At 71.1% G+C, this 26,106-nt stretch carries 23 protein-coding genes; 14 read left to right on the forward strand and 9 right to left on the reverse strand.

From position 1 onward, the window contains the following. Positions 1 to 25: 25 nt before the first annotated feature. From ACFFQA_RS01425 to ACFFQA_RS01445, 5 genes are all read left to right on the forward strand, one after another. The gene (locus ACFFQA_RS01425; protein WP_377849665.1) at positions 26 to 583 is read left to right on the forward strand and encodes a YceI family protein; all 558 of its coding nucleotides are present in this window, start codon (positions 26 to 28) and stop codon (positions 581 to 583) included. 115 nt (positions 584 to 698) lie between these two features. After that, positions 699 to 1,022, forward strand: a complete 324-nt coding sequence (locus ACFFQA_RS01430; RefSeq protein ID WP_377849666.1) for a hypothetical protein — start codon at positions 699 to 701, stop codon at positions 1,020 to 1,022. Between the two features lie 86 nt (positions 1,023 to 1,108). After that, positions 1,109 to 2,428: a hypothetical protein gene (locus ACFFQA_RS01435; RefSeq protein ID WP_377849667.1), complete on the forward strand. Its 1,320-nt coding sequence runs from the start codon at positions 1,109 to 1,111 to the stop codon at positions 2,426 to 2,428. Between the two features lie 121 nt (positions 2,429 to 2,549). Then, the gene (locus tag ACFFQA_RS01440) at positions 2,550 to 2,951 is read left to right on the forward strand and encodes a hypothetical protein (RefSeq protein WP_377849668.1); all 402 of its coding nucleotides are present in this window, start codon (positions 2,550 to 2,552) and stop codon (positions 2,949 to 2,951) included. Between the two features lie 317 nt (positions 2,952 to 3,268). Then, on the forward strand, positions 3,269 to 3,496 hold the full coding sequence (locus ACFFQA_RS01445) for a hypothetical protein (RefSeq protein ID WP_377849669.1): 228 nt from the start codon (positions 3,269 to 3,271) through the stop codon (positions 3,494 to 3,496). A 48-nt stretch (positions 3,497 to 3,544) separates the two neighbouring features. Here ACFFQA_RS01445 and ACFFQA_RS01450 read toward each other — a convergent pair whose 3' ends face one another. The 4 genes from ACFFQA_RS01450 to ACFFQA_RS01465 all read right to left on the reverse strand — a co-directional run bounded on the left by ACFFQA_RS01450 (position 3,545) and on the right by ACFFQA_RS01465 (position 7,987). Continuing rightward, positions 3,545 to 4,738, reverse strand: a complete 1,194-nt coding sequence (locus ACFFQA_RS01450) for an RtcB family protein (RefSeq protein ID WP_377849670.1) — start codon at positions 4,736 to 4,738, stop codon at positions 3,545 to 3,547. A gap of 117 nt (positions 4,739 to 4,855) precedes the next feature. Beyond that, the gene (locus ACFFQA_RS01455; protein ID WP_377849671.1) at positions 4,856 to 6,349 is read right to left on the reverse strand and encodes an aldehyde dehydrogenase (NADP(+)); all 1,494 of its coding nucleotides are present in this window, start codon (positions 6,347 to 6,349) and stop codon (positions 4,856 to 4,858) included. Then, complete coding sequence (locus ACFFQA_RS01460; RefSeq protein ID WP_377849672.1) at positions 6,346 to 7,170, reverse strand: NAD-dependent epimerase/dehydratase family protein; 825 nt, start codon at positions 7,168 to 7,170, stop codon at positions 6,346 to 6,348. The genes ACFFQA_RS01455 and ACFFQA_RS01460 overlap by 4 nt, the downstream gene beginning before the upstream one ends. Before the next feature lie 19 nt (positions 7,171 to 7,189). Further along, positions 7,190 to 7,987 carry an IclR family transcriptional regulator gene (locus ACFFQA_RS01465; RefSeq protein WP_377849673.1) on the reverse strand — a complete coding sequence of 266 codons (798 nt, stop codon included), beginning with the start codon at positions 7,985 to 7,987 and terminating at the stop codon, positions 7,190 to 7,192. A gap of 139 nt (positions 7,988 to 8,126) precedes the next feature. On the opposite strand from ACFFQA_RS01465, the gene ACFFQA_RS01470 reads away from it, so the two are divergent. The 8 genes from ACFFQA_RS01470 to ACFFQA_RS01505 all read left to right on the forward strand — a co-directional run bounded on the left by ACFFQA_RS01470 (position 8,127) and on the right by ACFFQA_RS01505 (position 16,051). Further along, positions 8,127 to 9,440, forward strand: a complete 1,314-nt coding sequence (locus ACFFQA_RS01470) for an ABC transporter substrate-binding protein (RefSeq protein WP_377849674.1) — start codon at positions 8,127 to 8,129, stop codon at positions 9,438 to 9,440. A gap of 104 nt (positions 9,441 to 9,544) precedes the next feature. Beyond that, a complete protein-coding gene (locus ACFFQA_RS01475; protein ID WP_377849675.1) occupies positions 9,545 to 10,393 on the forward strand; it encodes a carbohydrate ABC transporter permease in 849 nt (282 codons plus the stop codon). Then, on the forward strand, positions 10,390 to 11,256 hold the full coding sequence (locus ACFFQA_RS01480; protein WP_377849676.1) for a carbohydrate ABC transporter permease: 867 nt from the start codon (positions 10,390 to 10,392) through the stop codon (positions 11,254 to 11,256). The genes ACFFQA_RS01475 and ACFFQA_RS01480 overlap by 4 nt, the downstream gene beginning before the upstream one ends. Positions 11,257 to 11,312: 56 nt before the next feature. Then, positions 11,313 to 12,212: a 5-dehydro-4-deoxyglucarate dehydratase gene (locus ACFFQA_RS01485; RefSeq protein WP_377849677.1), complete on the forward strand. Its 900-nt coding sequence runs from the start codon at positions 11,313 to 11,315 to the stop codon at positions 12,210 to 12,212. Further along, positions 12,209 to 13,468 carry a glucarate dehydratase family protein gene (locus ACFFQA_RS01490; protein WP_377849678.1) on the forward strand — a complete coding sequence of 420 codons (1,260 nt, stop codon included), beginning with the start codon at positions 12,209 to 12,211 and terminating at the stop codon, positions 13,466 to 13,468. Before ACFFQA_RS01485 ends, ACFFQA_RS01490 begins: the two co-directional genes overlap by 4 nt. After that, positions 13,465 to 14,610: a hypothetical protein gene (locus ACFFQA_RS01495; RefSeq protein ID WP_377849679.1), complete on the forward strand. Its 1,146-nt coding sequence runs from the start codon at positions 13,465 to 13,467 to the stop codon at positions 14,608 to 14,610. The genes ACFFQA_RS01490 and ACFFQA_RS01495 overlap by 4 nt, the downstream gene beginning before the upstream one ends. Before the next feature lie 113 nt (positions 14,611 to 14,723). Continuing rightward, the gene (locus ACFFQA_RS01500) at positions 14,724 to 15,065 is read left to right on the forward strand and encodes a PadR family transcriptional regulator (protein WP_377849680.1); all 342 of its coding nucleotides are present in this window, start codon (positions 14,724 to 14,726) and stop codon (positions 15,063 to 15,065) included. Next, positions 15,062 to 16,051, forward strand: a complete 990-nt coding sequence (locus ACFFQA_RS01505; protein ID WP_377849681.1) for a hypothetical protein — start codon at positions 15,062 to 15,064, stop codon at positions 16,049 to 16,051. Before ACFFQA_RS01500 ends, ACFFQA_RS01505 begins: the two co-directional genes overlap by 4 nt. On the opposite strand, the gene ACFFQA_RS01510 is transcribed toward ACFFQA_RS01505, so the two are convergent. Then, a complete protein-coding gene (locus ACFFQA_RS01510; RefSeq protein WP_377849682.1) occupies positions 16,052 to 18,472 on the reverse strand; it encodes an FtsK/SpoIIIE domain-containing protein in 2,421 nt (806 codons plus the stop codon). After that, positions 18,469 to 21,105 carry a type VII secretion protein EccCb gene (gene eccCb / locus ACFFQA_RS01515; protein WP_377849683.1) on the reverse strand — a complete coding sequence of 879 codons (2,637 nt, stop codon included), beginning with the start codon at positions 21,103 to 21,105 and terminating at the stop codon, positions 18,469 to 18,471. The genes ACFFQA_RS01510 and eccCb overlap by 4 nt, the downstream gene beginning before the upstream one ends. A gap of 146 nt (positions 21,106 to 21,251) precedes the next feature. Between eccCb and ACFFQA_RS01520 the strand changes: the two genes are divergently transcribed. Continuing rightward, positions 21,252 to 21,731, forward strand: coding sequence for a hypothetical protein (locus ACFFQA_RS01520; RefSeq protein WP_377849684.1), 480 nt, complete (start codon positions 21,252 to 21,254; stop codon positions 21,729 to 21,731). A 62-nt stretch (positions 21,732 to 21,793) separates the two neighbouring features. Here the strand turns inward: ACFFQA_RS01520 and ACFFQA_RS01525 are convergent, their stop codons facing one another. From ACFFQA_RS01525 to ACFFQA_RS01535, 3 genes are read right to left on the reverse strand one after another with little or no spacing between them, the layout of a single operon-like run. After that, the gene (locus ACFFQA_RS01525) at positions 21,794 to 23,044 is read right to left on the reverse strand and encodes a hypothetical protein (protein ID WP_377849685.1); all 1,251 of its coding nucleotides are present in this window, start codon (positions 23,042 to 23,044) and stop codon (positions 21,794 to 21,796) included. A 60-nt stretch (positions 23,045 to 23,104) separates the two neighbouring features. Further along, a complete protein-coding gene (locus ACFFQA_RS01530) occupies positions 23,105 to 24,331 on the reverse strand; it encodes a hypothetical protein (RefSeq protein WP_377849686.1) in 1,227 nt (408 codons plus the stop codon). Between the two features lie 45 nt (positions 24,332 to 24,376). Continuing rightward, positions 24,377 to 26,041 carry a fumarate hydratase gene (locus ACFFQA_RS01535; protein WP_377849687.1) on the reverse strand — a complete coding sequence of 555 codons (1,665 nt, stop codon included), beginning with the start codon at positions 26,039 to 26,041 and terminating at the stop codon, positions 24,377 to 24,379. Positions 26,042 to 26,106 lie beyond the last annotated feature (65 nt).

The following is a 26,106-nucleotide window of genomic DNA, read 5'->3' on the forward strand; positions in this document are numbered from 1 at the left end:
AGTTCAACTACGTGAGGACGACGCCATGAGCACCGCAATCCAGATCCCCGGTTACGTCGCTGGCACCTGGGCCATTGACCCGGTGCACTCCAGCGTCGAGTTCAGCGTTCGGCACATGATGGTGAGCAAGGTGCGCGGCCGGTTCACCTCCTTCTCCGGCGAGCTGGTCACCGGGGAGAACCCGCTGGAGTCGCGCGTCACCGCCTCGATCGACCTGACGTCGATCAACACCAACAACGAGCAGCGCGACGCGCACATCCGCTCGAAGGACTTCTTCGACGTCGAGACCTTCCCGGAGATGACCTACCGCTCCACCGGCCTGCGCGCCGACGGGGAGAGCTTCGTGCTCTCCGGCGAGCTGACGCTGCACGGCGTGACCCGCGAGGTCCCGCTCGCCCTGGAGCTCAACGGGTTCGGCCCGGACGCCTACGGCGGCACCCGCGCCGGGTTCTCCGCGACCGCGACCATCAGCCGCAACGACTTCGGCATCGACATCGCCATGCCGATGGACGGCGGCGGCGTCGTGGTCGGTGACAAGGTGCAGATCTTCCTGGAGATCCAGGCCGTGCTGCAGGGCAGCTGATCACGTTTGCCCACATTGACGCCCCGTGCCGTGGAGCACGGGGCGTTCTCTGTTCTACTCTGGAGTACACGGTTGACCACTCGCCCTTGCTTCGAACCGGTTGGGGTGATTACCGATGGCCTTCAAAGTCGACTTCCTCGCCCGCCTTCAGGAATGCGTCCTCGGCACCGGTCCCGTCGAGCTGGCGGAGCCAGAAGCCGTCGCGGAGTTCGCCGAGTACTTCGCCCACCTCCCGGAGTCCGACCGGAGGCTGTGCTACCTGACCACCGTGGACGAGGTGTCCTCGGTGTTCTGGAACAGCGAAGAGATCTGGTCCGAGCTGGTGCCCAACTTCGGCCGCGAGGACCGCGACTGCGAAGCGCTGCTGGACAGCCTGGTGGACGCGACGATCTCGGCCGAGGTCGACTCGATCGAGCTGGGCCTCCAAGACCCCGGCTGACCCGCGCTCTCCCGCCATTCGCGGGCTTATGGACCGCTCCGGAGTTCCGGACACGTCCATAAGCCCGCGAATGGCAGGCTGTGGGCGTGGTGAGCGTTGTCGCGTTCGGAGTGGCCTGGTGGCTCGGGCTGTACTTGATCTCCCGTGATCCGGGGAAGCCCGCGTTGGTGCGAGCGGGTGTCGGCCTGGTGGCCTACGCGGCGGCGCTCGCCGTCGAGGCGCTCGTCCCCGTCGCCGCCTCCGACGACGTGCTGCGCCAGGTCCAGGGCGTGCTCGTCTGCGTGCCACCGATCGCGTGGAGCGGAGCCGTCGTCGCGCTGCTGCCGGAGAAGTACGCGAAGTGGTGGCGGACGGCACTCGTGCCGCTCGGGCTGCTGGTGCTCGCGCCCGTCGTGGTGGACAGCGACTGGGCGAGGCTGCTCCGCGCCGTGGACGTGCTGCTGCCGCTGGTGATCAGCCTGGTGCTGCTCGCCGGGCACCGCGCGCGGCTGCGGCCGGCCCCCGTTCGGACGACGCTGATCGTCGTGACCCTGTTCCTGGGGCTCGCCGCCGTGCTGGTCACCCTGCCGCTGTCGTTCCTGCCGTCCTGGCTCGTCGTCACGGCCATGGGAGGGGACCTCGTCCTGCTCGGCCTGGCGATCGCGGTGTTCGACGCCTTCGACGAGGGGCAGACCCTGCGCGCCGACATGGGCCGTTCGGTGCTCACCGCGATGCTCGTCGCGCTGGTCTTCGGCGGGCAGGTCGGGCTGGCGATGGCGTTGTCCACCGGGCCGACGCTGCCGTTGACCGCGCTGCTGCTGGGCAGTGTGGCCGCCGCGATCAGCGTCCAGGTGCTGGCCAACCCCATTCAGGGGTTGCTCGATCGGGTGGCCTTCGCCGACGCCCCCGAGCTGCGGCACGCCAGGGCCGAACTGCGCGAGATCGGCGACGCCCTGCCGCGCCGCGCGGAGAACCCCGAGCTCGCCGCGCTCGACGACGCCGAGTTCGCGAAGCTCACCCGCCGCGCGCTCGGCAACTACGGCGACCTCGGGCGGTTGGTGAGCAGCCCGCTCACGATGCTGCCGAGAATCACCGACAGCCTCGCCGAGAAGAATCTGCCCGATCAGCCGCTGGAACGCGCCAACGAGCTGAAGCAGCTGTTGCTGAACGGGATTCTTCAGCTCAAACCACGCGACGGGGAGTTCGGCACCAGCGACGAGTGGCGCTACTACAACGCGCTCTATTTCCCGTATGTCCTCGGATTGCGGCCCTACAGCCGCCGCGACCGCAACGACAAGCTCGACGAGACCTCGAAACGCGCTCTGCAGTGGTTCTCGCGCACGGTTCCCGAGCGGACGCTCTACAACTGGCAGAACGCGGCCGCCAAGCTGGTCGCCGCGGGGCTGCGCCAGGAAATCCGCAGTTGAGCTGCTGAAACTGGCAGTGGATGGCAGTGTCGTGTCTGCTGTTGGCAGTGGTTTCCGACCTAACTTGGCCTCAGTCGAACGAACCGCTCCCGACGAGCGGCACAGCCAGGAGGACGGATACATGACCACGATCGCCAACACCCGCAAGGACGCTTTCCTCCGGCTCGCCCTGAAGCTCGACGCGGTGGTCACGGGGGCGAACGGAGTCGCTTATCTGGTCGGCGCCGGAATCGTCGGCCCGCTGCTCGGACTGCCGGCCGGCTTGCTGGTTCCCGTTGGGATTTTCTTGCTGCTGTTCGGAATCGCGGTGTGGTTCACCGGAACCCGCAAGGAGATCAGCACGAAGGCCGCGTGGGGTGTCGCGCTGGTGAACCTGGTGTGGGTGGTGGACAGCCTGGCCGTCGCCTTCGCGGGCTGGTTCCCGCTGACCGGCTGGGGGGTCCTGTGGATCATCGCCCAGGCCGTCGTGGTCGACGTGTTCGCGACGCTCCAGATCGTGGGACTGCGCAGGATCACCCGGTGAGGTGATCTCGCCGCGAAGGCGGTGCCCCGGCCGGGGTGCCGCCTTTCGCCTGGCGTGGCCCCGGTGATCAGGTGATTGCCCGTCTCAGCCCGCGTCGTTGTGCGCGCCACCCGGCCGGGTGCGCTATGTGCATGGGGTACGTCTTTTCGGCCCAGCTGGGCCGGCCACCGACCGGGTGACGCCGGTTGACGTGCCCGCCTGGCATCCGTGACAAGGGAGTGACACCATGAACGACGGTCCCAGGATGCGGACGTGCCCTGCTTGTCTGGGCGCGGGTGTCATCCCCGAGGATGACTACGCGACATGTGGGAGATGCGGTGGACTTGGCGAGATCCCCGGGTGAGCTCCAGAGCACGGACGCCTGCCGTCTGTGCGAGGGAACCGGTGACATCGTCTGGACCCAGCCCGTTCCGGTCTCCGGCAGCTACGAGCTCCGCGAGATGCGCCATCCCTGCATCAACGGCTGCTCCGGCTGGTGGCAGCCACGCAGCGCCGAGCAGGACCGGGTGGTCGAGGTCGTCAACGGCCCGCACCTCGAAGCGTGACCACCAAGAGCGCCCCGAAGCCGCTTCGGGGCGCTCTTGCCGTGTGGGTCAGCCCTTGACGCAGACCACCTGACGCAGCTTCGCGACGACCTCCACGAGGTCCTGCTGGTTCGCGATCACCTCGTTGATGTCCTTGTACGCGCCGGGAATCTCGTCGACCACTCCGGAGTCCTTTCGACACTCCACGCCGGCGGTCTGGCGCGCGAGGTCGTCGGCGGTGAAGCGCTTGCGCGCCGCGTTCCGCGACATCCTGCGCCCCGCGCCGTGCGAGGCCGAGCAGAACGACTCCGGGTTGCCGCGCCCGCGCACGATGTAGGACCCCGTCCCCATCGAGCCCGGGATGATGCCCATGTCGCCGTGCCCCGCGCGGATGGCGCCCTTGCGGGTCAGCAGGACCTCCTCGCCGAAATGCGTCTCCTCGGCGACGTAGTTGTGGTGGCAGCTGATCGCCTCGTCGAACTTCACCCGGGGGAACTGCTTGCGCACCACGTCGTAGACGAGCCGCATCATGACCGCCCTGTTGCGGCGCGCGTACTCCTGCGCCCAGTACAGGTCGTGCCGGTACGCCCGCATCTGCGGCGTGTGCGCGAGGAACACCGCCAGGTCCGGGTCGGGCAGGTCCTGGTTGTGCGTCAGTCCACGTGCGACTTCCATGTGGTGCTGCGCGAGCACGTTGCCGATACCGCGCGAGCCGGAGTGCAGCATCAGCCACACGGCGCCCTCTTCGTCAAGGCACACCTCGATGAAGTGGTTGCCGCCGCCAAGGCTGCCCATCTGCATCCGCGCGCGTTCCGCCTTGTCCTGCACCACCTTGGTGAGGTCGGCGAAGCGCGCCCAGAAGCTGTCCCAGCCCGCCTTGTCGCTGTCGGCGTCGCCGGCGCGGAACGCGACGTCGCCGCGGTGCATGCCGAAGCCGACCGGCACGGCCTTCTCGATGCCGGTGCGCAACCGTCGCAGGTCGTCGGGCAGGTCTTCCGCGCGCAGCGAGGTGCGGACCGCGGACATGCCGCAGCCGATGTCCACCCCGACCGCCGCGGGCGAGACCGCGTCGCGCATCGCGATGACCGAACCCACCGTTGCGCCCTTGCCGTAGTGCACGTCCGGCATCACCGCGACGTGCTTGACCACCCAGGGCAGAGCCGCGATGTTGTGCAGCTGGCACATGGCGATGGGTTCGACGTCCTCCGCGCGGGTCCAGAGACGGATGTCCGCCTGCTGACCGGGAATCGTCGTGATCGCCATGCGCCACAACGTACTTCCCCACACCCCACCCCGCACCGCATTTAGCGCCATTCGCGGGCTTATGGACGTGTTCGGAGCTCCGGAGAGGTCCATAAGCCCGCGAATGGCCGAGTTGGGTCAGGGGGTGATGAGGGTGCCGTCGTGGCGGCGGGGGATGTCGAGCGGGTTGGCGTCCTGGAGCTCCGGGGGGAGGAGGGCGTCCGGCCAGGACTGGTAGGTGACGGGGGCCAGCCAGCGGCGGATCCCGGTCGCGCCGACGGAGGTGTGCAAGGGCGCCGTGGTGGCGGGCCAGGGGCCGCCGTGGTGCATCGCCCAGCTCACCGCGACGCCGGTCGGCCAGGCGTTGAAGACCAGGCGTCCCGCGAAGCGGCGGATCTCGTTGAGCACCTCGCCCGCCAGCTCGTGCTCGTCGGGGTCGGCGTGCACGGTCGCGGTGAGGCTGCCTTCGAGCTCCCGCAGGACTTCGAGGAGCTGAGCCGGATCCGTGTACGTGACGACGATCCCGGACGGGCCGAAGCACTCCTCGGTCAGCTTCTCCACGTCGGCGGCGAAGTCCTCGATGGACACCTGGTGGAGCCTGGGGGCGACGCTCCAGCCCCCACCATCACCCGACCCGGTCGCGACAAGCCGTACCGCGGAGTGCGTGGCGAGACTGTCCACACCGGACTCGTACGAGTCGCGCATCCGCTCGGTCAGCATCGCGCCGCCGCCCGCGCCGCCGACCGCCTTCGCCAGTTCGTCCACAAGGGACTCCGGGGCGAACAGCAGTCCGGGGTTGGTGCAGAACTGGCCGACGCCCATCGTGAGCGACTGGGCGAAACCCGTTGCCAGCTCGGCGGAACGGCTCGCCGCCGCCGAGGGCAGCACGACGACCGGGTTGACGCTGCCCAGCTCTCCGTAGAACGGGATCGGCTCCGGGCGGCCCTGTGCGAGGTCGAACAGCGCGCGCCCACCGCCGGTGGAGCCGGTGAAACCAACGGCCTTCACCTGCGGGTGCTGCACGAGCGTGCGGCCCGCCTGGGTGCCGTAGACGATGCCGAACACACCCTCCGGCAGGACGGAGCTGACCACGCGCGCGGTCTCCCGCGAGGTGTTCGGATGCGCCGAATGCGCTTTGACCACAACGGGACAGCCCGATGCGAGGGCGGAAGCGGTGTCGCCGCCTGCCACCGAGAACGCGAACGGGAAGTTGCTCGCCGAGAACACCGCGACCACGCCCAGCGGTTGCAGGATGCGGCGCAGGTCCGGGCGCGGCGGGATGATGTCGGGATCCGGCGAGTCGATGGTGGCCTCGCGGTAGCTGCCCTCGGTGATCACCTCGGCGAACAGCCGCAGCTGGTTCGTCGTGCGCTTGAGCTCCGTGGTCAGCCGGGGCACACCCAGCGCCGTTTCGGTGTCAGCGGTGGAGATCAGCAGCTCCGCCTCGGCGTCGAGCGCGTCCGCGAGCCGGGTCAGCACCGCGGCCCGGTCCGTGGCGGCGGCCCATGCGGGGAACGCCCGCGCCGCCGCGCTGACGACCGCGTCGACCTGACTGTCCGAAGTGGATGGAACGGGCTCGCCGAACGCCTCGCCGGTGCGGGGGTTGTAGCCCTGGACTCCCTGCGAGCTCAACGGCCCGCCTCCTTCCGTGCCGTGTCCATGTCCGGTCCGCACCACGCGCCGCCGACGAGGCGGTGCGGATCCTGGTCCAGCTGGGGTTCTCCGTGCTCGGCGATCAGCTCCGCCGCGAACACCTCGGAGTCGTCCTGCGAGACATAGCCGATCGCCTTCGCCTCGGCGAGGCTGAACCAGCCGCGGGTGTTGTTGGAGACGCCCCACACCACGCGGTAGCCCGGCTTCGGCGTCGACAGGCAGGCCTCGAACAACCGCGCGCCGTCGTCGGGGGACAACCAGGTGGAGAGCATCCTGGTGTCGCGCGGCTTCTCGAAGCAGGAGCCGATCCGGATGCTGATCACGTCGAGCCCGTAGCGGTCGGCGTAGTGCGATCCGATCGCCTCGCCCGCGACCTTGCCGACGCCGTAGTTGGTGTCCGGCCGGGGAAACGCGTAGTCACCGACCTCGCCGACCGTGCGCGGCACGTAACCCACCGCGTGGTTGGAGCTGGCGAAGATCACGCGCTGGACGCCTTGCCTGCGGGCCGCCTCGAACACGGTGTAGGTGCCGTTGATGTTGACGTCGAGGATGTCCTTCCACGACGCCTCAAGGCTGTGCCCGCCGAGGTGCAGGATCGCGTCGACGCCTTCGCACGCGCGTTCCATGGCGTCGAGGTCGGTCACCGAGGCGCGCACCAGCTCGACGGCCTCGCCGTCGGCCGCCGGGGGGAGGTCGGCGATGTCCAGCAGCCGCAGCGTGCGACCCGGCCTCGCCAGCCGGGTGCGCATCAGCGTGCCGACGCCGCCGGCGGCTCCGGTGAGCAGAATCCGTTCGGTCACAGGGAAAACCCTTCCTGGGTCAGAGGCTCGTCAGACCTGGCTGGCGGAGCAGTTCGCTCAGCGTGCGTGCGGCGCCGAGCAGGGCGGAGATGACCTGGCGCTCGTGCGCGTCGTCGAGGCGGGCGACCGGGACCGAGCAGCTGAGCGCGTCCGTGACCGGGCTGCGGTAGGGCAGCGCCACCGCGAAGCAGCACAGGCCCGGCGTGTTCTCCTCGCGCTCGAAGGCGTAGCCCAGCGAGCGGAACTCCGCGAGCTGCGCCCGCAACGCGTCCGGGCTGGTCACGGTGTTCGCGGTCAGTGGCGCCATCTCCTCCGGCAGCAGGGCCGCCACCTCCTCCGGCGGCCGGGTCGCGAGCACCGCCTTGCCGAGCGCGGTGCTGAACGCGGGCAGCCTGCGGCCGACGCGGGAGACCACGCGCAGGTGGTGCTCGGACTCGCGGCTGGCGAGGTAGACCACGTTCGGCCCGTCGAGCCGGGCGAGGTGGACCGTCTCGTTGATCTCCTGCCGGACCTGTTCCATCAGCCGGATCGCCGTGCGCACAACGGGGTCGTGGTCCAAATAGGACGTTCCGACGAGGAGTGCGCGCACGCCGATGCCGTAGGTGCCGCGGTCCGGCTCGACCTCGATCCAGCCGCGCGCGACCAGTGTCTGCAACAGCATGTACAGGCTGGACTTGGGGTAGTTCAGCTCGCGGTGCAACTCGGTCAGGGTCAGCCTGCGGTCGAAAGAGGCCAGAACCTCCAGCAGCTCAACGGTTCTGTCCGCCGACTTCACCGCGGCCGGTCGGGTCGCGCTCCCAGTGGCCGCTTCGCTCACGACGGCCTCCTCGTCTTCTCGTCCTCGGTGCGCTAGCCCCCTTGACAGCGCGTGAGACCGATTCTTACAGTCCTCCCAACTCGTTCACAAGTACGACTGACGTTCAGAAATGTGAACAGTAGGGTCTGGAGGAGGGTCAATGTCGATCGGCACCTCGCGTTCGGTGGCCGCAGTGCTGGCCGCGTTCGGCCTCCTCGCGGCCGGGTGCGGCACCGCGTCGGCGCCGCAGGGCGACCCGAACGCCCCGCTCGAGGTGTGGACCCGCAGCCTGGACGACACCGCGAAGGTCTACGAGAAGATCTTCGCCGACTTCACGGCCAGGACCGGCGTCAAGATCGACTACAAGCCGGTCTACAACGACTTCGACAAGCGCATGCAGGAGCGGGCCGCCTCGCGCGACCTGCCGGACCTGGTGATCACCGACGTGAGCGCGCTCGGGGTCTACCAGTCGCAGGGCATGGTCACCGAGGTCGACCGGGCCTCCTTCGCGGGCGGCGCGGACCTGGTCGACCGGGCCTGGAACAACGCGAAGGGCTCCGACGGCAAGTACTACGGCGTCCCCGTCTCCACGCAGGCGCAGGCCACCTTCATCCGCAAGGACTGGCGGGAGAAGCTGGGCAAGCCGGTGCCGACCACGTGGGCCGAGCTCGTTGACCTGGCGAAGGCGTTCACCGCCGGCGACCCGGACGGCAACGGGCAGAGCGACACCTACGGCATGCTCGTCCCCGGTTCCACCGACCGCGGCTACCTCGCGTGGTGGGCCTCCTCCTACATCTGGCAGGCGGGCGGCGACATCCTCGCCGAGGACAACGGCAAGTACCGCGTCGCGGTGGACTCGCCGGGAACCGTCGCCGCGGTCGAGTGGTTGCGCGGGATGTTCTGCGACAGCAAGGTGGTCCAGCCCGGCGCGCTCACCACGATCACCAACGACGCGCACACGTTCTTCGAGCAGGGCAAGGCCGGGATCTACCTCACCGGCCCGTACATGATGGGCCGCTTCGACAAGGCGCCCGGCAAGGACAAGTACGAGGTCATCGCCTCGCCCAAGGGCCCGAGCGGCTCCACGGTGCTCGGCGAGGGCGAGAACATGTACCTGATGGCCGGGTCCGCGCGTCCGGCCGACCAGAAGAAGCTCGCCGAGTTCATGGTCTCGCCCGATGCGCAGAAGGCTGGTATGCAAGGGGTTCCGCGTCCGGTCGTGCGGCTTCCGGTCAACTCCAAGGTGGACGTGAGCGCGGTCTACAACGACCCGAGGTGGAACACCGTCGCCGAGGTCTACGCCGAGGACGCGCGTCCCTTCCCGAACGTGCCGAACTTCCAACCCTTCCGCCAGCAGACCGCGGAGACCCTGAACGCCCTGTTCGCCCGCTGCGGCAGCGACATCCGCGCCGAGCTGGGCAAGCTCGCCGCGAACCTGAACAAGGAGCTGAAGTCCCAGGGGATGGCCAAGTGACCACCCTGGCCACCCGAGACGTGGACCCGGCGGCTAGTGGCGGCGGTGCCGCCGGGCTCCACCCCGTGAGGCGGCGGCACCGCCGTCGCCTCACGGGAACCCTTGTGCCATGGCTGTTCCTGGCCCCAGCGCTGCTGATCTTCCTGCTGTTCAAGTACATCCCGATGGCCGAGGGCATCCGGCTGAGCCTGTTCAACGTCCGCCCGTTCCTCGGCGACGTGTGGGTGGGGCTGGACAACTACGTCACCGTGCTGACCGACGAGCGCTTCCAGTCGGCACTGGGGCGCACGCTCCTCCTCGCGTTCGGGCAGACCGCGGGGTCGATGGTCATCGGCTTCGCGCTGGCGCTGCTGTTGGAGGGCACAGCGCGGTCGCTGTGGTTCGTGCGCTCCGCGGTGTTCCTGCCCGTGGTTGCGGCGACGGCGGTGGTCGGCGAGATCTGGCGGCTGTTGTACTTCCCGGCCGACGAGGGCTTCCTGAACTCGGTGCTGTCGTGGTTCGGCATCGGCGCGCAGCCCTTCCTGGACAGCCCGGACACCGCGCTGTGGTCGGTGATGGGCGTCGGGATCTGGAAGGGCGCCCCGTACGACATGGTGATCATCCTCGCCGGGCTGGCCGGGATCGACCGCCAGCTCTACGAGTCCTCCGCCATCGACGGCGCCTCCACCGTGCAGCGGCTGCGCCACGTCACGCTTCCCGCGCTACGCCCGGTGATCACCATTCTGCTGACCCTCGCGGCGATCCGTGGACTGCGCGTGTTCACCGAGGTCTACGTGCTCACCGGCGGCGGCCCGGCGGGATCGACGGACGTGTGGATGACGCGGGTGTTCTCCCTCGGGTTCGAGCGCAACGAGCTCGGTGTCGCGTCGGCGGGTTCGGTGGTGCTGTTCCTGGTCACCCTCGTGCTGACGCTGGTCGTGCAGTACTACCGCAAGCGCAAGGAGGCGATGTGAGCACGGGAGTCGCCGGGCGCTGTGACACGGCCCTGGGCTGGGGGAGCGGCCGCACCGCCGTCCTGAGCACCGCGGGCCGGATCGCGCTGTGCACCGCCGCGCTGCTGGTGTTCTGCGGGCCGTTGATCACCGTGTTCTCCGGGGCCTTCGACAACAGCCCCGACCCGACGAAGCTCTCGCTGCTGCCCAACAACCCCTCGACGATCAACTTCGAGGTGGCGGGCGAGCGGGGCATCTGGGGCTACCTGGTCAACTCGCTGGTGATCGCGGGCGGTGGCCTGCTGCTCCAGGTCTCGGTGAGCGTCTTCGCCGCGTACGCCTTGGCGCGCAAGAAGTTCCGCGCGCAGGCGCTGGTGATGCTCGCGGTGCTCACCACGATGATGCTCCCCGAGGAGGTCATCGCGATCCCGCTGTCGCTGACCATCGGCCAGCTCGGTCTCAAGGGGACGCTGCTGGGCGTGATCCTTCCCTTGGGCGCCTGGGGTTTCTCCATCTTCGTCATGACGGAGTTCATGAAGGAGATCCCGGTCGAGCTGGAGGAAGCGGCCAAAGTGGACGGCGCGAGCGAGCTGCGGATCTTCGCGCAGATCATCGTCCCGCTGTGCCGTCCCGCCCTCGGTGTGGTCGCGGTGTTCGGCTTCACCATGATCTGGGACCAGTACCTGCTCCCGCTGATCGTGGCGACCGAGCCCGCGGACTACACCCTGACCGTCGCGCTGGCATCGCTGCGCTCCGACGACCAGGTCGGTCCCGGTGTGGTGCTCGCGGGCGCGCTGCTCGCCCTGGTGCCCAGCCTGCTGGTGTACCTGTCCCTACAGAAGTCCTTCCTTCGCGGCATCACCTCCGGTGCGGTGAAGGGATGATCCGTGTCGGCGCGGATACGGGCTCGAACGCTGGTCTCGACGTCGTGAGGTCTCACATGCAGCTGGATGGAGTGCTGTTCTTCCCGGTGACACCGTTCACCGGGACCGGCGAGGTGGCCGAGGGGGTGCTGGCCGAGCACGTGAAGCACGGGGTGGACGCGGGACCAGGTGGCGTCTTCGCCGCCTGCGGAACCGGTGAGTTCCACGCGCTGGAGCCCGTGGAGTACGAGCGCGTCGTCCGGGTCGCGGTCGAGACCGCGGCGGGCAAGGTCCCGGTCTTCGCGGGCGCGGGCGGACCGCTTCCGCTGGCGAAGCAGTTCGCGCGCGCGGCGCAGAAGGCAGGAGCCGACGGTCTCCTGCTGCTGCCGCCGTACCTGGTCGGCTCCCCGGCGGAAGGGCTCGGCGACTACGTCGAGCAGGTCGCCTCCGCCTCGGACCTGCCGCTGATCATCTACCAGCGCAACAACGCCGTGTTCACCCCGGAGAGCGCCGTGCGGGCGGCGAGCCTGCCGACGGTGGTCGGGTTCAAGGACGGCCTCGGTGACCTGGACCAGATGCAGCGCATCGTGCTCGCGGTCCGCAACGCGGTGCACAAGCCGTTCCAGTTCTTCAACGGACTGCCCACCGCCGAGATGACCGTGCCCGCGTACCGCGGCATCGGCGTGGACCTGTACTCCTCGGCGGTGTTCTGCTTCGCCCCGGAGATCTCCCTCGCCTTCTACGAGGCGGTCACCACCGGAAACTCCGCGCGCGTCAACACTTTCCTCAGTGAGTTCTTCCGTCCGCTGGTCGAGCTGCGCGACACCGTGCCCGGTTACGCGGTCTCGCTGGTCAAGGCCGGGGTGCGGTCGCGCGGGCTCGACGTCGGCTCCGTGCGCGCGCCGCTGATCGACCCCGCCCCGGAGCACGTGCGCGAGCTGGAACGCATCATCGCGACGGGTCTGGGGCTGCTGTGAGGATTCGCGAGGTCGTCGTCACGCCGATCGCCTTCGCTGACCCGCCGCTGCTGAACTCCGCGGGCGTGCACGAGCCGTGGGCGCTGCGAAGCATCATCGAAGTGATCACCGAGGACGGCGTCTCGGGTCTGGGCGAGAGCTACGGCGACCAGGGACACCTGGACCTGCTGAACGCGGTCGCGCCTCAGCTCGCCGGACTCGACGTGTTCGCGACGAACGCCTTGCGCGCCAAGGTTTCCACGGTGCTCGGTGGCGCCAGCAACTCGGACAAGCACGGCCTCACCGGCCAGATCACCGCCGAGGGCACCATCGACCGCGTGTACTCGCCGTTCGAGGTGGCGTGCCTGGACGTCCAGGGCAAGATCCTGGGGCGCCCGGTCAGCGACCTGCTCGGCGGCGCCGTGCGGTCCGCTGTTCCCTACAGCGCCTACCTGTTCTACAAGTGGGCAGGGCATCCGGGTGCCTCCGACGACGAGTGGGGTGCCGCGCTGGACCCGGCGGGCATCGTCGCCCAGGCGCGGAAGATGATCGACGAGTACGGCTTCGGCTCGATCAAGCTCAAGGGTGGGGTCTTCCCGCCGGAGCAGGAGATCGAGGCCATCCGCGCGCTGCGGGAGGCCTTCCCCGGACATCCGCTGCGCATCGACCCGAACTGCGCGTGGTCCACGGAGACCTCGCTGCGCGTCGCCGAGGAGCTGAGCGGGGTCCTGGAGTACTTCGAGGACCCCACACCGGAGATCCCCGGCATGGCCGAGGTGGCGGCGAAGGCCGGCATCCCGTTGGCCACCAACATGTGCGTCGTGGCGTTCGAGCACCTACCCCAGTCGGTCGAGCTGGACGCGGTCCAGGTCATCCTGTCCGACCACCACTACTGGGGCGGGCTGAACCGGTCCCGCGAGCTGGCCGCGATCTGCCGGACCTTCGGCATCGGCCTGTCCATGCACTCCAACTCCCACCTGGGGATCAGCCTGGCGGCGATGACCCACCTCGCGGCGGCCACGCCGAACCTGGGCTACGCCTGCGACACCCACTACCCGTGGAACGCGGCCGACGACGTGGTGGTACCCGGGGTTCTGTCCTTTGTGGATGGAGCGGTCCCGGTGCCGACCACGCCGGGCCTCGGCGTCGAGCTCGACCGTGACAAGCTGGCGCGACTGCACGAGAACTACCTGAACTGCGGCATCCGGCAGCGCGACGACACCGGGTACATGAAGCGGTTCGACCCGAGCTACGAGAGGAAGCGACCGCGGTGGTGACCAAGGTTCCCTACGCCTATCCCTGGGACCTGGTGGGCGATCCGGCGGCTGCGGAACGCATCGCGGGACTCGGAGCGGACGCGGTGGCCCTCGCGGCGTCCTACCACACGACCAGGGCGGCGACCCCGTCCCATCCGAACCACCGCATGGTCACGGCGGCGCGCGCGGCCTGCTACGTCCCGATCCGCCCATCGGAGTGGCGGGGCCGCCTGGTTCCGCCCGCGCCGACCTGGGTTGACGGCCCGGACTCCTTCGGCGTGGCAAGGGAGTCGCTGCGCTCTGTCGGGCTTCCCGTGCACGCGTGGACGGTCCTGACGCACTCGACGTACCTGGGTTCGGCCCATCAGGACCTCGCCGTGCGCAACGCGTTCGACGACGTGTACCCGTACGCGCTGTGTCCGTCCAATGAGGACGTTGCGGAGTACTGCGCCACCCTGGTCCGCGAGATCGTCAAGCTCGGCGACCTCGACGGCATCATCCTGGAGGCATGTGGTCCGCTGGGCTTCTTCCACGGTGGACACCACGAGAAGACCGACGGCGCGGACTGGGACAAGGTCCAGCAGCAGCTGTTGTCGCTGTGCTTCTGCGCAGGGTGCGTCCTGCGCTACGCGAAGGTCGGCGTTGACCCCGTTGAGCTGCGCGCCTCGGTCAAGTCCACTGTGGATGGTGCAGTGCCGTCCAGCGTGGAAGAGGCGCTCGGCGCGGATCTGGCGGCCCGGCTCAGCGAAGCCCGCACCGCTGTGGCGGCGGATCTGAGATCGTTGCTGGTCAACGAGATCCGCGCGCTGGCTCCGTCCATCGCGATCTCGCTGCACGGCAATGCCGACCCGTGGGCGACAGGCCCCTTCGCCACGGTGGCCCCGGAGATCCGCGAGGACATCGACACCCTGGTGGTGAGCTGCTGGCCGGGGCCGGAGGTGAGCGTCCCCGGCATCCAGGCCATGCGCGAGCTGGCGGGTCAGGACCGGGGAGTCGCGGGCTACGTCCTGGCCCTCCCGCCCCGCCCGGCCGACGCCGCCGCCCTCCGTGCGGAGTTCGAGCGCTACCTCGCGGCGGGCGTGGACGAGCTGCACGTCTACCACGCGGGCCTGGCCTCCCCGGCTCGCCTCGCCGCCATCCGCGAAGCCCTGACCGCGCTGTAGCCCCCTCGACGAAGGCCCACCTGCCGAGCCCCCGAACTCGCCAGGTGGGCCTTTCCCATGCCCGGGACACATCGGGGGTGCGTATATATCGGGGGACGATATATAGTGTCGGCGTGGCACACGAGGCGATGAACGAGCAGACGTTTCTCGTGTTGACCGTGTTGGCCGACGAGCCGCTGCACGGGTACGCGATCGTCCGCGCCGTGGGGGAGATGACCGAGGAGCGGGTCCGGCTTCGAGTCGGCACGCTGTACGGGGTGCTCGACCGGCTTGTCGCCGGGGGGCTGGTCGAGCACGACCGGGACGAGGTGCACCAGGGCAGGTTGCGGCGCTACTACCGGCTCACCAACGCCGGGGCCCAGGCGCTGCACGCCGAGGTCGCGCGGTTGAACAGCAACGTCAGGGCCGCCACGGCGCGGCTGCGGGCGTGGGGCTTCGAAGGGGGCACGGCATGAGCCGGTTGGAACAGCGCTACCGCAGGATGCTGCTCGTGTTGCCGCGGTGGTACCGCGAGGAACGCGAGGAGGAGATGGTCGCCGCCTTCCTCGCCGACACCGACGAGCACGACGAACTCCGGCACGAGTTCGGCTGGCCCGGCTGGGGCGAGTTCGGCAGCCTGGTCGCGTTGTCTGCCCGCACTCGGTGGCCCGGAACGGTCGGCAGTCCCCGTGCTCTGGTCAAAGGCCAGGTCGTGCGCCTGGTCGCGCTCATCGGGTTGCTGACCGGGTCGGTGACGGCGACGTGGTCCCTGCTGATGAGAGTCGCTCCGGGGCTGTTCCCCTCCCCCTACTCCCGTGTTGAGCCGCTTCCCGTGGACTGGTACGAGATCGTCGCGCTGACGACCAACGCCGTCACGGTGTTCACGTTCCTGGCGTTGCTCTGGGGCGCGCGACGGGTCGCATTGGGTGGTGCGGGGGTGTTGCTCACGCTCCAGGCGTACCACCTCGTCGAAGCGGTGAGCGGCCCGGTGAACCTCATCTCGATCCTGGTGGCGTTCTCCGTGGTCTCCACGGTGTACGTGCTGTGCGCGTTCGCGGGGTTCCACTCCGACGCCCCGAGAATCCGGGGAGCACGGTGGTGGCTGGTCGCGCTCGTGGCCCTGAGCGCTTTCAGCCTCGCGGGCATGTGGAGCCCGGTGTTCGTCAACCACGTGTGGCTGTTCCTGGCCGCAGCGGTCGGCTACCTGGTCGTGCATTACAAGCGGCTCTGGCGGGCACCCGCGGCCTGGTTGATCGCGGTCGCCGTGGTGTTCGGGCTGACGGCCGTCCAGCGCCTCGCCGCGCTGCCGTACTCGCTGGGCACCGACCAGGTCTCCTGGACCGCGTTCGCGTTCCTCATCGCCGAGCCCGTCGTGCTCGTGGCGTCGGCGGTGTGGCTCCGGGCCGAGGCGGTCAAGACGCTCCCGCCGCGCACCCGGAGCGCGCTCACCGTGACGAGCTGATCAGCCTCCCTGGGGGCGGTACATCGAGCAGAGGCGGTCCAGCAGCGGGTCGGCGGCCAGCTCCTCCGGCCCGCGCGGCGTGCAGGACAGCAGCAGGTGGAAGCCGAGGTCGTCGGCGATCGGCAGCAGCGGGGCCAGCCAGGACAGGCCGACCTCGCCGCCGCTGACCCGGTCGTAGTCGTCGACGACGAGGTACAGCTCCGGGCCGCTCCACCAGCTCCGCCCGCGCACCGCGTCGGCGCTCGCCTCCACCGGCGGCAACCTGTTGTGCAGCAAGGAGTGCAGGTCTCGCAGCATCTCCGCGCCCGCGTCCGGGTCGTCGGCGTAGCCGACCAGGTGGTCGCCGAGGTCCTCCGCGGTGTCGCGCAGCTCGCTGCGGTAGTCGAAGAGCAGCACCTTGCTCTGCGCCGCCGAGTGCCTCAGCGTCACCTCCCGCAGCAGCGCGCGCAGCAGCTCCGAGCGCTCCTGGCCGGACTCGCCGAACACCGCGAAGTGCGGGCTCACCGCCGGGTCCCATGTCACCGTGCCGGTGGGCTGAGGTTCTTGCGGCGCAACGGGTTCCGGCTCCGGAGCGAGCGGGGCGACGGGAACCGGCGGCTCGTCGGGCACCGGCGGTTCCCCGGCGGGCGGCCGCGGGGAGGCCGCGCTGAACCGCGCCAGGGTCTTCGCCAGCGTCGGCAGGTCGGGGCAGCCCTGGATGCGCGGCCGGGCCACCTGGATGTCGTGGCCGCCCGCCTCGACGCCGCGACCCGCCTCGTGCAGCTCCAGCGTCGTGCCCAGCTTGGACCGCATCTGCCGGTCGATCGCCTGCCAGCTGTCCGTGGCCAGCGCCAGGTGCACGCCGTAGAGCGGACCCGCCTCCGCCAGGTGCTCGACCAGCGGCACCAGCTCGGCGAAGCGCTCCCGCAGCCGGGGCCAGCCGTCGATGATCAGGAACACGTCCGACGGCCAGTCGTCCAGCGGCTCGCCGTGCAGCCTGCGCTGCCGCAGCACCTCGATCGACTCGATGCCCGCCGCCGAGAACAGCGCCTCCCGCGAGCGGACCACCTGGCCCGCCCGGTACACCAGCTCGGCGACCTGGTCGGGTTCGCCCGCGCCCGCGCACCCCAGGACGTTGCCCAGCTCCCGCAGCTCGCTCAGCGGCCCCTCGCCAGGGTCGAGGTCCACCAGCAGGCAGCCGACCTGGTCCGCGGGGTGCCGCAGCGCCAGCGAGGCCAGCAGCGTGCACAGCGCCGTCGAGGTCCCCGACCCCGGCTGCCCGTAGGCGGCGAGGTGGCCGTGCGGCCCGGCGAAGTCGAACAGCAGCGAGTAGTGCGCGAGCGCCCCGGGATCGTCGAGCACGCCGATCGGCGTGGACAGCCGCTCCTGCGGCGAGAAGTGCGTGTGCTTGGCCAGCAGCCGGCCGTCGTCGGTGATCACCAGCGGGTAGAGCACCGTGTCCAGGTCGTGCGGGGCGGGCGGCGGCAGCCAGGCCGTCGGCGGCGGCGGGCTCCAGCCCGCCAGGGTTCTGACCAGGCGCGACGCCGACGAGCCGCTGGTGACGGCCTGGAAGGTGGCCAGCCCGGTGGGCCCGGCGCGCAGGAAGCCCGCGCCCGGTGCGTCGAGCGGCAGGTGCGCCGCGTCCGGGGTGCCCAGCGCGATCCGCGAGGTCTCCTCGTCGTTGGTGCGCAACGCGACCCGCCACGCCAGGTGGCTGTAGAGGCCGCGGAACTGCTCGGTGTCGATCTCGCCGGTGGTCAGCACCAGGTGCAGCCCGCCGCGCGGCCCGGCCTTGGCCGCCCACAGCAGGGTCTCCCGCAGCGCCGGATCGGCCGCGAGCACGTCGTACCCGGCGACTGCGCACACGATCGCGGGCAGCTGCGGCAGGTTCTCCCCGGCCTGCAGGGCCTCCTGGTACTCCAGGAACCTCGGGTGGCCGCCGTCGAGCTGGAGCTGGTGCCTGCGGTCGACCTCGCCCTGCAGCTGCTCGGTCATCCTGCGCCGCTGGCGGGGATCGTGCGCCAGGTCCAGCGCCGTGCCCAGCACGTGCGGCAGGCCGGCCAGCTCCTCCAGCTCCGGCGCGCCCCGGTGCCCGAGCAGCACGAAGTTCACCGCCTCGGGCGGGTGCGTCAGCGCCAGCCCGAGCAGCAGGTCGCGCAGCAGCTCGTCCCGGACGCCGCCCTCCGCGCCCACGATCACACCGTGCGGGCCGAGGCCGCCCGCCTCCGCCTGCTTGAGGTCGAGCACCAGCGGAGCGCCCGCCGGGTCGAGCCCGATGGGCGCGCGCAGTCTTCGGTCGAAGGGGCGCGGCGGCCACGCGGGCTGCGGGTGCAGCGCCTCGATGCCCGGCACGCCGAGCAGCCGCAGCAGGTCGGGCGAGGGGGCTGGGGGAGCCGCCTCCTGGGCGGGCTCCCAGTGCTGCGGGACGGTCTCGGGGTTCATCGCAGCGCGTCCTCCTCCGCGAGCGGCGGTTGCCAGACCGCGTCGGTGTGACACGCGATCTGCACCAGCGTCGAATTGCCGTCCGGGGCCACCAGCACCGCCCGGCCCGGTGGCAGCGGACTGGGCGCGACCGGCCCGAACAGCGGTCCTTCCTGCGGGTCGCCGGAGAGCAGCACCCCGGTGGCGCCCGCACTGCGCACGGCGGTCAGCACCGGTCCCGAGTGGGCCTTGGCCGCACCGGCCGTCGACCGCGCCAGCACCACGTGCAGCCCGATCCGCGCACCAGCGGGCAGCAGCGGCAGCAGCGGCAGCAGCGGGTCGTGCGTCGGCCCGCTGAGCTGGTCGTAGTCGTCGACGATCAGGAAGATCTCCGGCCCGGCCCAGCCCCGCCCGCTGCCCTCGGCGGCCGCCGCGTCTGCGGCGGCGAGCCGGGCGGACATGGCCGTGCACAGGTCCTCGACGATCGGCTGGAGCGACTCCGGGTTGGGCGCGAAGCCCGCGAGGTGGTTGCCCAGCCTCGTCGGCAGGTCCGCGAGGTGGCCGCGGTGGTCGGTCAGCACGATCCGCGCCGCGCCGGGGTCGCAGTTCTCCGCGATGCCCAGCATGAGCAGCCGCAGCAGGTTCGTCCGCCCGCTGCCCGGCTCGCCGTAGATCAGCATGTGCGCGGTGCGCAACGGGTCCAGCGAGACCGGGGCCAGCGCCTCGTCCACGCCGATCGGGAAGGCCGGGCCCGTCGCCGGGGGCAGCGCCGAGGGCTGCACCATCGTCGGCATCGGCTCCAGCCTCGGCACGACCGCCCCGGTGCCGAACTGGTTGACCAGGTCGCGGACCTCGGCCACCGTCGTCGTCCTGGGCAGCACCGGCGCGGCCAGCTGGAAGTGCCTCGGCACCCCCGCCGCCCCGTCCGGCCGGGGTTCGAGGTGGATGCCCCTGCCGGGGACGCCCAGCGGCACCTGCTCGGCCAGCCGCGCCTCCACCAGCGAGGTCTGCGGGTCCTCCAGCCGCAGCTCCAGCCGGTTCGGCAGCAGCTCGGTCAGCTGCGGTGGCAGGGCGTCCCACCGGTCCACGCTCAGCGCGAGGTGAACACCCACCAGCGGCCCGCGGGCCGCGATCTCCAGCAGCGCGGCCTCGGCCCCCTGGTGCTCGCGCAGCAGCCGCGCGGCGCCGTCGACCACCAGGAACGCCTCGCGGGGCAGCGGACCCTGCTCGGGCGTGGACTCCAGCAGCTGCCGGAACCCGGTCGGCGAGCTCACCCCGTGCGCCCGGCACAGCTCCGTGCGCGCGCGGATGATCCTGGCGAGCTCACCGAGCACCCGCCGGACCTGGGCGGGGTCCCCTGGCCCCGCCACGGTCGCGGTGTGCGGCAGCCCGTCGAGCTCGGTCAGCCCCGGCCGCTCGCCGCCGTCGAAGTCCAGGCAGTAGAACCCCGCCTCGCGCGGGGTGTGGGTGAGCGCGAGCGTGGTCAGCAGCGTCAGCAACGCCGTCGAGGTGCCCGAGCCCGGCCGCCCGCAGACCGCCAGGTGCCCCGGCCCCCGGCCGAGGTCCAGCTCCAGCCGGGGCAGCTCGCCGTCCGGCCCGCTCACGTGGTGGTCCAGCCTGCCCAATGGCACGGTCATCCGGCCCGGCTGCCACTGGTCGGTGGACAGGCCGCGTTCCGGGTCGATGGACAGCCAGCCCAGCACCTCGGCCAGCGGCATCGGCCGCAGCGGCGGCGGCCACAGCGCCCGCGGCCGCGGCGGGGCCCAGCTGACGACCCGGTCGGCGACCGCCCGAACCAGGCCGGACTGGTCGGGGGCCTGGAACGCCGCAGCCCCGCCGACCGGGTCGGTCAGGTAGCCCGCGCCAGCGGGCAGGCCGTGGGCGTCCTCGGTGCCCAGCAGCATCCGCGACTCCGCTGGCGACCCCGTGCCGAGCACGATCCGGCACGACAGGCTGCGCTCCAGCCCGCCGAGCGCGCCGGGGTCCAGCCGCTCGCCGCACACCAGCAGGTGCATGCCGAGGGCCTCGCCCTGCTCGGCCAGCCGCAGCAGCGCGTCGCGCACCTCAAGGGACTGGCCGACCAGCACGTCGTAGTGGTCGACGGCGATCACCATCGGCCGCATCGGCTGCTGCTGGGCGGCCTTGCGGGCCTGGTTGTACTCCTCCATGCTGCGCGCGCCCAGCGCCCCCATCCAGCCCAGCCGCTCGTCGGCGAGCCAGTGCAGGAACCGCGCCAGCCTGGCGAACAGGCTCGGGTCGACGTCGAAGCGCGCCGAGTGCGGCGGGTAGTGGCCGACGACGCCGAGCACCTGCGGCAGCCGTTCCAGGTCGCGGAAGCTCCCGCCCAGGTGGTCGACGAGCAGCAGCTCCAGCTGCGCGGGGTGGTGGTGCACGGCGAGGCCCAGCACCAGCGAGCGCAGCAGCTCGGTCTTGCCGGAGCCCGCCGCGCCGACCAGCAGCGCGTGCGGGCCGTTGCCGCCGTGGTGGCTGGGGTTGAGGTCCAGCGTCACCGGGGCGCCCGCGCCGTCGAAGCCGATCGGCACCCGCAGCATCCGCTCGGGCGGGCGCGCCGCCCAGCACCGTTCCGGGTCGAGCTGGTCCACGCCGACCACGCCCTGCGAACGCGGGACCTCGGCCTCTGCTCCGCCGGTCATCACTGTCCTCCAGAGGAAGGGCGCCTGCGCTGCCGGGCATTATCCACAGTGGCCACACGGCCGCCCACCCGGATCAGCTTTCCTTGGCATTTCAATGAGTTTCGGTTCCGAGCAACCCGCTGCGGGGGAGCTTCCGTCTCTAGGGCATGAGACGCATCGCAACCGTAGTCGGCACCGGCGCACTGCTGCTCACCATGGCGGCCTGTGGCTCGGAGGTGGGCTTCGGCGGCCAGCCGTCGAACAACCCGCCCGCGTCCAGTGCGCCCGGTCAGCCGACCTCCGAACCGAACATCGCCATCCCGAAGCCGCCCGAGGGCGGCACCGCCATCCAGGACAAGCAGCTCGACCCGGCCAGCCAGGACATGGACGGCTACAAGCGGCTGGTCTGGACGAAGGACAACGGCTCCACGGTCGGCACGTACGGCCGCGAGGGCGGCTGCAGCAAGGTCAGCGGCGAGGTCGTCGAGCAGACGGACAAGACCGTCAAGCTCCTGCTCACCGAGCGGCACCCGGACAAGACCCAGGCTTGCACGATGGACATGCGCTACCCCCCGGTCGAGCTGAAGCTGGCCAAGCCGCTCGGCGAGCGCGTCGTCTCCGTCGAGCAGCGCGTCGAGAAGAAGTGATGCCGCGTTGAGGGCGGCGTTCCCGGCGGCAGGGGCCGGGCGCGCCGCCCTCCGCACCCCGTTCACCCGAGGAGCGCGCGGAGAGCGCCCCCCGCCACCAGCAACGCCAGCACGGTGACCACCGAGTTGGCCACCCGCCAACCGGGCGCCCCGGCCGGGAGCGACGCCGTGCGCGGCTCGGCGGGGACCCCCAGCCCCACCAGCTCCGGCCGCAGCGGCCCCAGCCCCCGGTCCGAGCAGGACGCGCACAGCAGCAACGCCACACTGGCCACTGTGGACAGCGGTGGGCGGTCGGCGGTCGCCGGTTCCGGCGCCGCCACCACCGCGAGCCCCTCCGCCCGCGCGACCGCGTCCAGGCGTTCGGTCCACTGCTCCAGCCAGGCCGACACCGCGTGCGCGTAGCCCGGCTCGGCCCGGTCCCGTTCCGCCTGTGCGGCCAGATCCACCCGCAGCGCGGCCAAGATCCGCTCGGGGCCGAGATCGTGCAGCTCCGCCGCGGAGAGCCCGTCGATCCGCGACGGCCAGCACCGGGTCAGCTTCAGGTCCAAGGCGTGGTCGGTCTCGTCCGGCGGCGCGTGCCCGGCGAACACCGTCTCCAGCATGGCCGCCGTCGCGACCCCGGCCCACGCCAGCGTCCGCAGGTCCCGCCGGGTGATCCGGAGGACCAGCGGGGTGAGCGTGCCTGCGGGCTCGGGTTCCGGCACCGCGCCCAGCCTGCTGAGCACCGCATCCCGGACCTCCGGCTGCTCCCGCATCCCGGACATCCAGAACGCACCGGAGCCGTCCCAGGCAACCACGGCGCCCGTGGTGTCCGGGAAGTCCTCGTCGCTGGCCTCGTCTTCGCCCACCGGAAAGCCGTGCAGGGCGGGATCGCGCCCCGTCGCGGTGATCACGCCAGCCGCGGCCACGAGCATCGCCCGTGCCCACAACCCCTGCGCCACCGAGGTTCTCGCGGGATCCAGCCACACCGCCGTGACACTGCGCTCGTGCGGGAAGCCGGTCTCCACCGAACCGACCCGGCCGTCCTGACTCGCCAGCCAGCCGTCGCCGGAGGGCACGACCCCGTAGCGCCTGGTGAAGTACGCCAGCACCGCGATCACCGCCGCCGCACCGGTGAACACCCACCACGGCGGGACGGTCTCGGTGTCCGTCCCGTGCACCAGGTGCGCGAGTGTCGCGCAGACAGCCGCTCCCGCCAGCAGTCCCCACCGCAGCAACGGCAACGACCCGGTGGACAGGTCGCCGCTGATCTGCACCGACTCCGCCGGTACCCAGGGGAACCGGCGCCATGCCGGAACGCGGTACTCGCTCATGGTGCCGAGTATCGCCAGACGAGAACGATTCGTCGCCTGAATTCCTTGCCGCGCAAGGAATCACGCGAGGAGAGCGAAGACCACGGCCGCCACCAGGGCCCCGGTCAGCGCGATCAGCACGGTGTCGGCCAGCCGCCACAGCCGCGCCCGCGCGGGCCGCAGCACCGCGACGGTGCCCGGCTTCTCCGGCACGCCGACCGTGGTCAGCTTGGGGCGCAAGGGAACCCGGCTGACGTCGGTCTCCGCCGCGACCAGCCGGACCGCCAGCGTCGCGGACTCGGAGAGCGCCGGGCGCGCGGCGGGCAGCACCGGGGCGGGCGCCTGCGGCAGCCGCCGGGTGTAGGCGATCGCGTCCAGCCGGTCCTGCCAGCGCCGCGACCAGCGCTCCACCAGCCGCTGTTCCGCCGGGTCCTCGGCCGCCCGCTTCTCGTCCAGCTCCACCTGCAGCGCCAGGTCCGCGCGCAGCGCGCTGACCAGGCTCGCCGGGTCCAGCTCCCCGTGACCGTCCACCCTGGACGGCCAGCAGCGCGGACAGCCCAGGTCGAAGCGCTCGTCCGCCTCGGTGGGCAGGGCGAAGTCGCCGAGCAGCTCCTCCAGCCGGTGGCCGGGCGCGATCCCGGTGGTGGCGATCGCGCGCACGTCCTCCAGCGTGATCCGGCCCGCCGCCGACTGCGGGGACGAGTCGGAGAACCAGCCGAGCACCTCCTGCCGCGCCCTGCTGAACCTGGTCAGCGAGCCGCTGAGCCCGATCCGCGGCGCGAGCACCTGCGCCGCGCCGTCGCGGTCGGCGAGGACCAGCTCCGCGGGCTGCTCCTGCGCCAGCGCGAGGAACTCCTCCTCGTCCCGGTCGCGCCCGGCGCAGCGCAGCAACCGGATCGCCGACTCGCTCACCGGGTGCGCCCTCCGCTGCGCCAGCACCGCGGTCATCTCCGGGCCGAACCAGGTCAGCGACCCGATCCTCGGGTCGCCGGGCACCGGGTAGCCGGTGGTGAGCAGGCCGACGCGGCCGTCCTTCCTGACCGCCCACGTCACCCCCTCGGGCACCCGCCCGTTGCGGCGGCCGAACACCGACAGGACCGCGATCACCGCCGCGGCCACCGGCAGCGCCCAGCGGGGTGCCTGGACGCCGAACGGGCTGAGCTCCGCGACCGAGCCCAGCAGCACGACGCCACCCAGCAGGACGAACCTGACCACCGGCAGCGTCCGGACCGCCCGGTGGTGCAGCAGCACCGCCTCTCCCGGCAACCAGGGAAAACGCAGCCAGGCCGAAACAGGTCGAGCGCTCATGCCGATCAGTATCAGCGCTGGTGCTCAACCCGCCTCCCCGAAGTCCTATTTTCGAAACGAGATCTGCAGAGTGGGCTGCGAGGTCCCCGCGAAGAAGTCCTCACCCTTGTCGTCGACCACGATGAAGGCGGGGAAGTCCTCGACCTCGATCTTCCACACCGCCTCCATGCCGAGCTCCGGGTACTCCAGCACCTCGACCTTGCGGATGCAGTCCTGTGCCAGCCGCGCCGCCGGGCCGCCGATGGAGCCCAGGTAGAAGCCGCCGTGGTTCTTGCACGCGTCGGTGACCTGCTTGGACCGGTTGCCCTTGGCCAGCATCACCAGCGAGCCGCCCGCCGCCTGGAACTGCTCGACGTAGGAGTCCATCCGCCCGGCCGTGGTGGGACCGAACGAGCCGGAGGCGTAGCCCTCGGGGGTCTTGGCCGGGCCCGCGTAGTAGACGGGGTGGTCGCGCAGGTACTGCGGCATTCCCTCGCCCGCGTCCAGCCGCTCCTTGATCTTCGCGTGCGCGATGTCGCGCGCGACGACGAGCGGCCCGGTGAGCGACAACCGGGTTTTCACCGGCAATGCCGAAAGCGTTTCGCGAATGTCGCTCATCGGACGGGTGAGGTCGATCTTCACGACCTCCTCGGAGAGCTGGTCGTCGGCGACCTCGGGCAGGAACCGCGCCGGGTCGCGCTCCAGCTGCTCCAGGAACACGCCGTCCGGGGTGATCTTCGCCTTGGCCTGGCGGTCGGCGGAGCAGGACACCGCGACGCCGACCGGGCAGGACGCGCCGTGCCTTGGCAGCCGGATCACCCGCACGTCGTGGCAGAAGTACTTGCCGCCGAACTGCGCGCCGATGCCGAACTGCCTGGTCATCTCCAGGACCTGCTGTTCGAGGTCGACGTCGCGGAAGGCGTGCCCTGCTGCGGAGCCCTCGGTGGGCAGCGCGTCCAGGTAGCGCGCGGAGGCGAGCTTGGCGACCTTGAGGTTGAGCTCCGCCGAGGTGCCGCCGACCACGATCGCCAGGTGGTACGGCGGGCACGCGGCGGTGCCCAGGCCGCGCAGCTTCTCGTCGAGGAACTTCGCCAGCCGCGACGGGTTCAGCAGCGCCTTGGTCTCCTGGTAGAGGAAGGTCTTGTTGGCGCTGCCGCCGCCCTTGGCCATGAACAGGAACTCGTAGTACGGGTCCGTGCCCGGCTTGCTGAACAGCTCGATCTGCGCGGGCAGGTTCGTCCCGGTGTTGCGCTCCTCCCAGAACGTCACCGGTGCCAGCTGCGAGTACCGCAGGTTCAGCTCCTGGTAGGCGTCGAAGATGCCCTTGGACAGGGCCTTCTCGTCCTCGCCGCCGGTGAGCACGGTCTCGGTGCGCTTGCCCATCACGATCGCGGTGCCGGTGTCCTGGCACATCGGCAGCACGCCGCCCGCGGCGATGCAGGCGTTGCGCAGCAGGTCCATCGCGACGAAGCGGTCGTTGCCGCTGGCCTCGGGGTCGTCCACGATCGCGCGCAGCTGGGCGAGGTGGGTCGGCCGCAGCAGGTGCTGGATGTCCTTGATCGCCTCGCGGGCGAGCAGGGTCAGCGCCTCGGGGGCGATCTCCAGGAACCGCCTGCCCGCGGCCTCGACGACACGGACGCCCTCGGTGCTGATCAGGCGGTAGTCCGTGTGGTCCGGCCCCAGTGGCAGCAGGTCGGTGTACTGGAACTCGGTCGTGGTGGTGGCGGTCACGTCGCGTGCTCCCTTGCGCGCTTCGGGTACGCGGGGGACGTTACCTCTAGCCGCCGACAGCCCCG

Source organism: Allokutzneria oryzae (genome assembly GCF_042429765.1).
Lineage (GTDB): Bacteria > Actinomycetota > Actinomycetes > Mycobacteriales > Pseudonocardiaceae > Allokutzneria > Allokutzneria oryzae.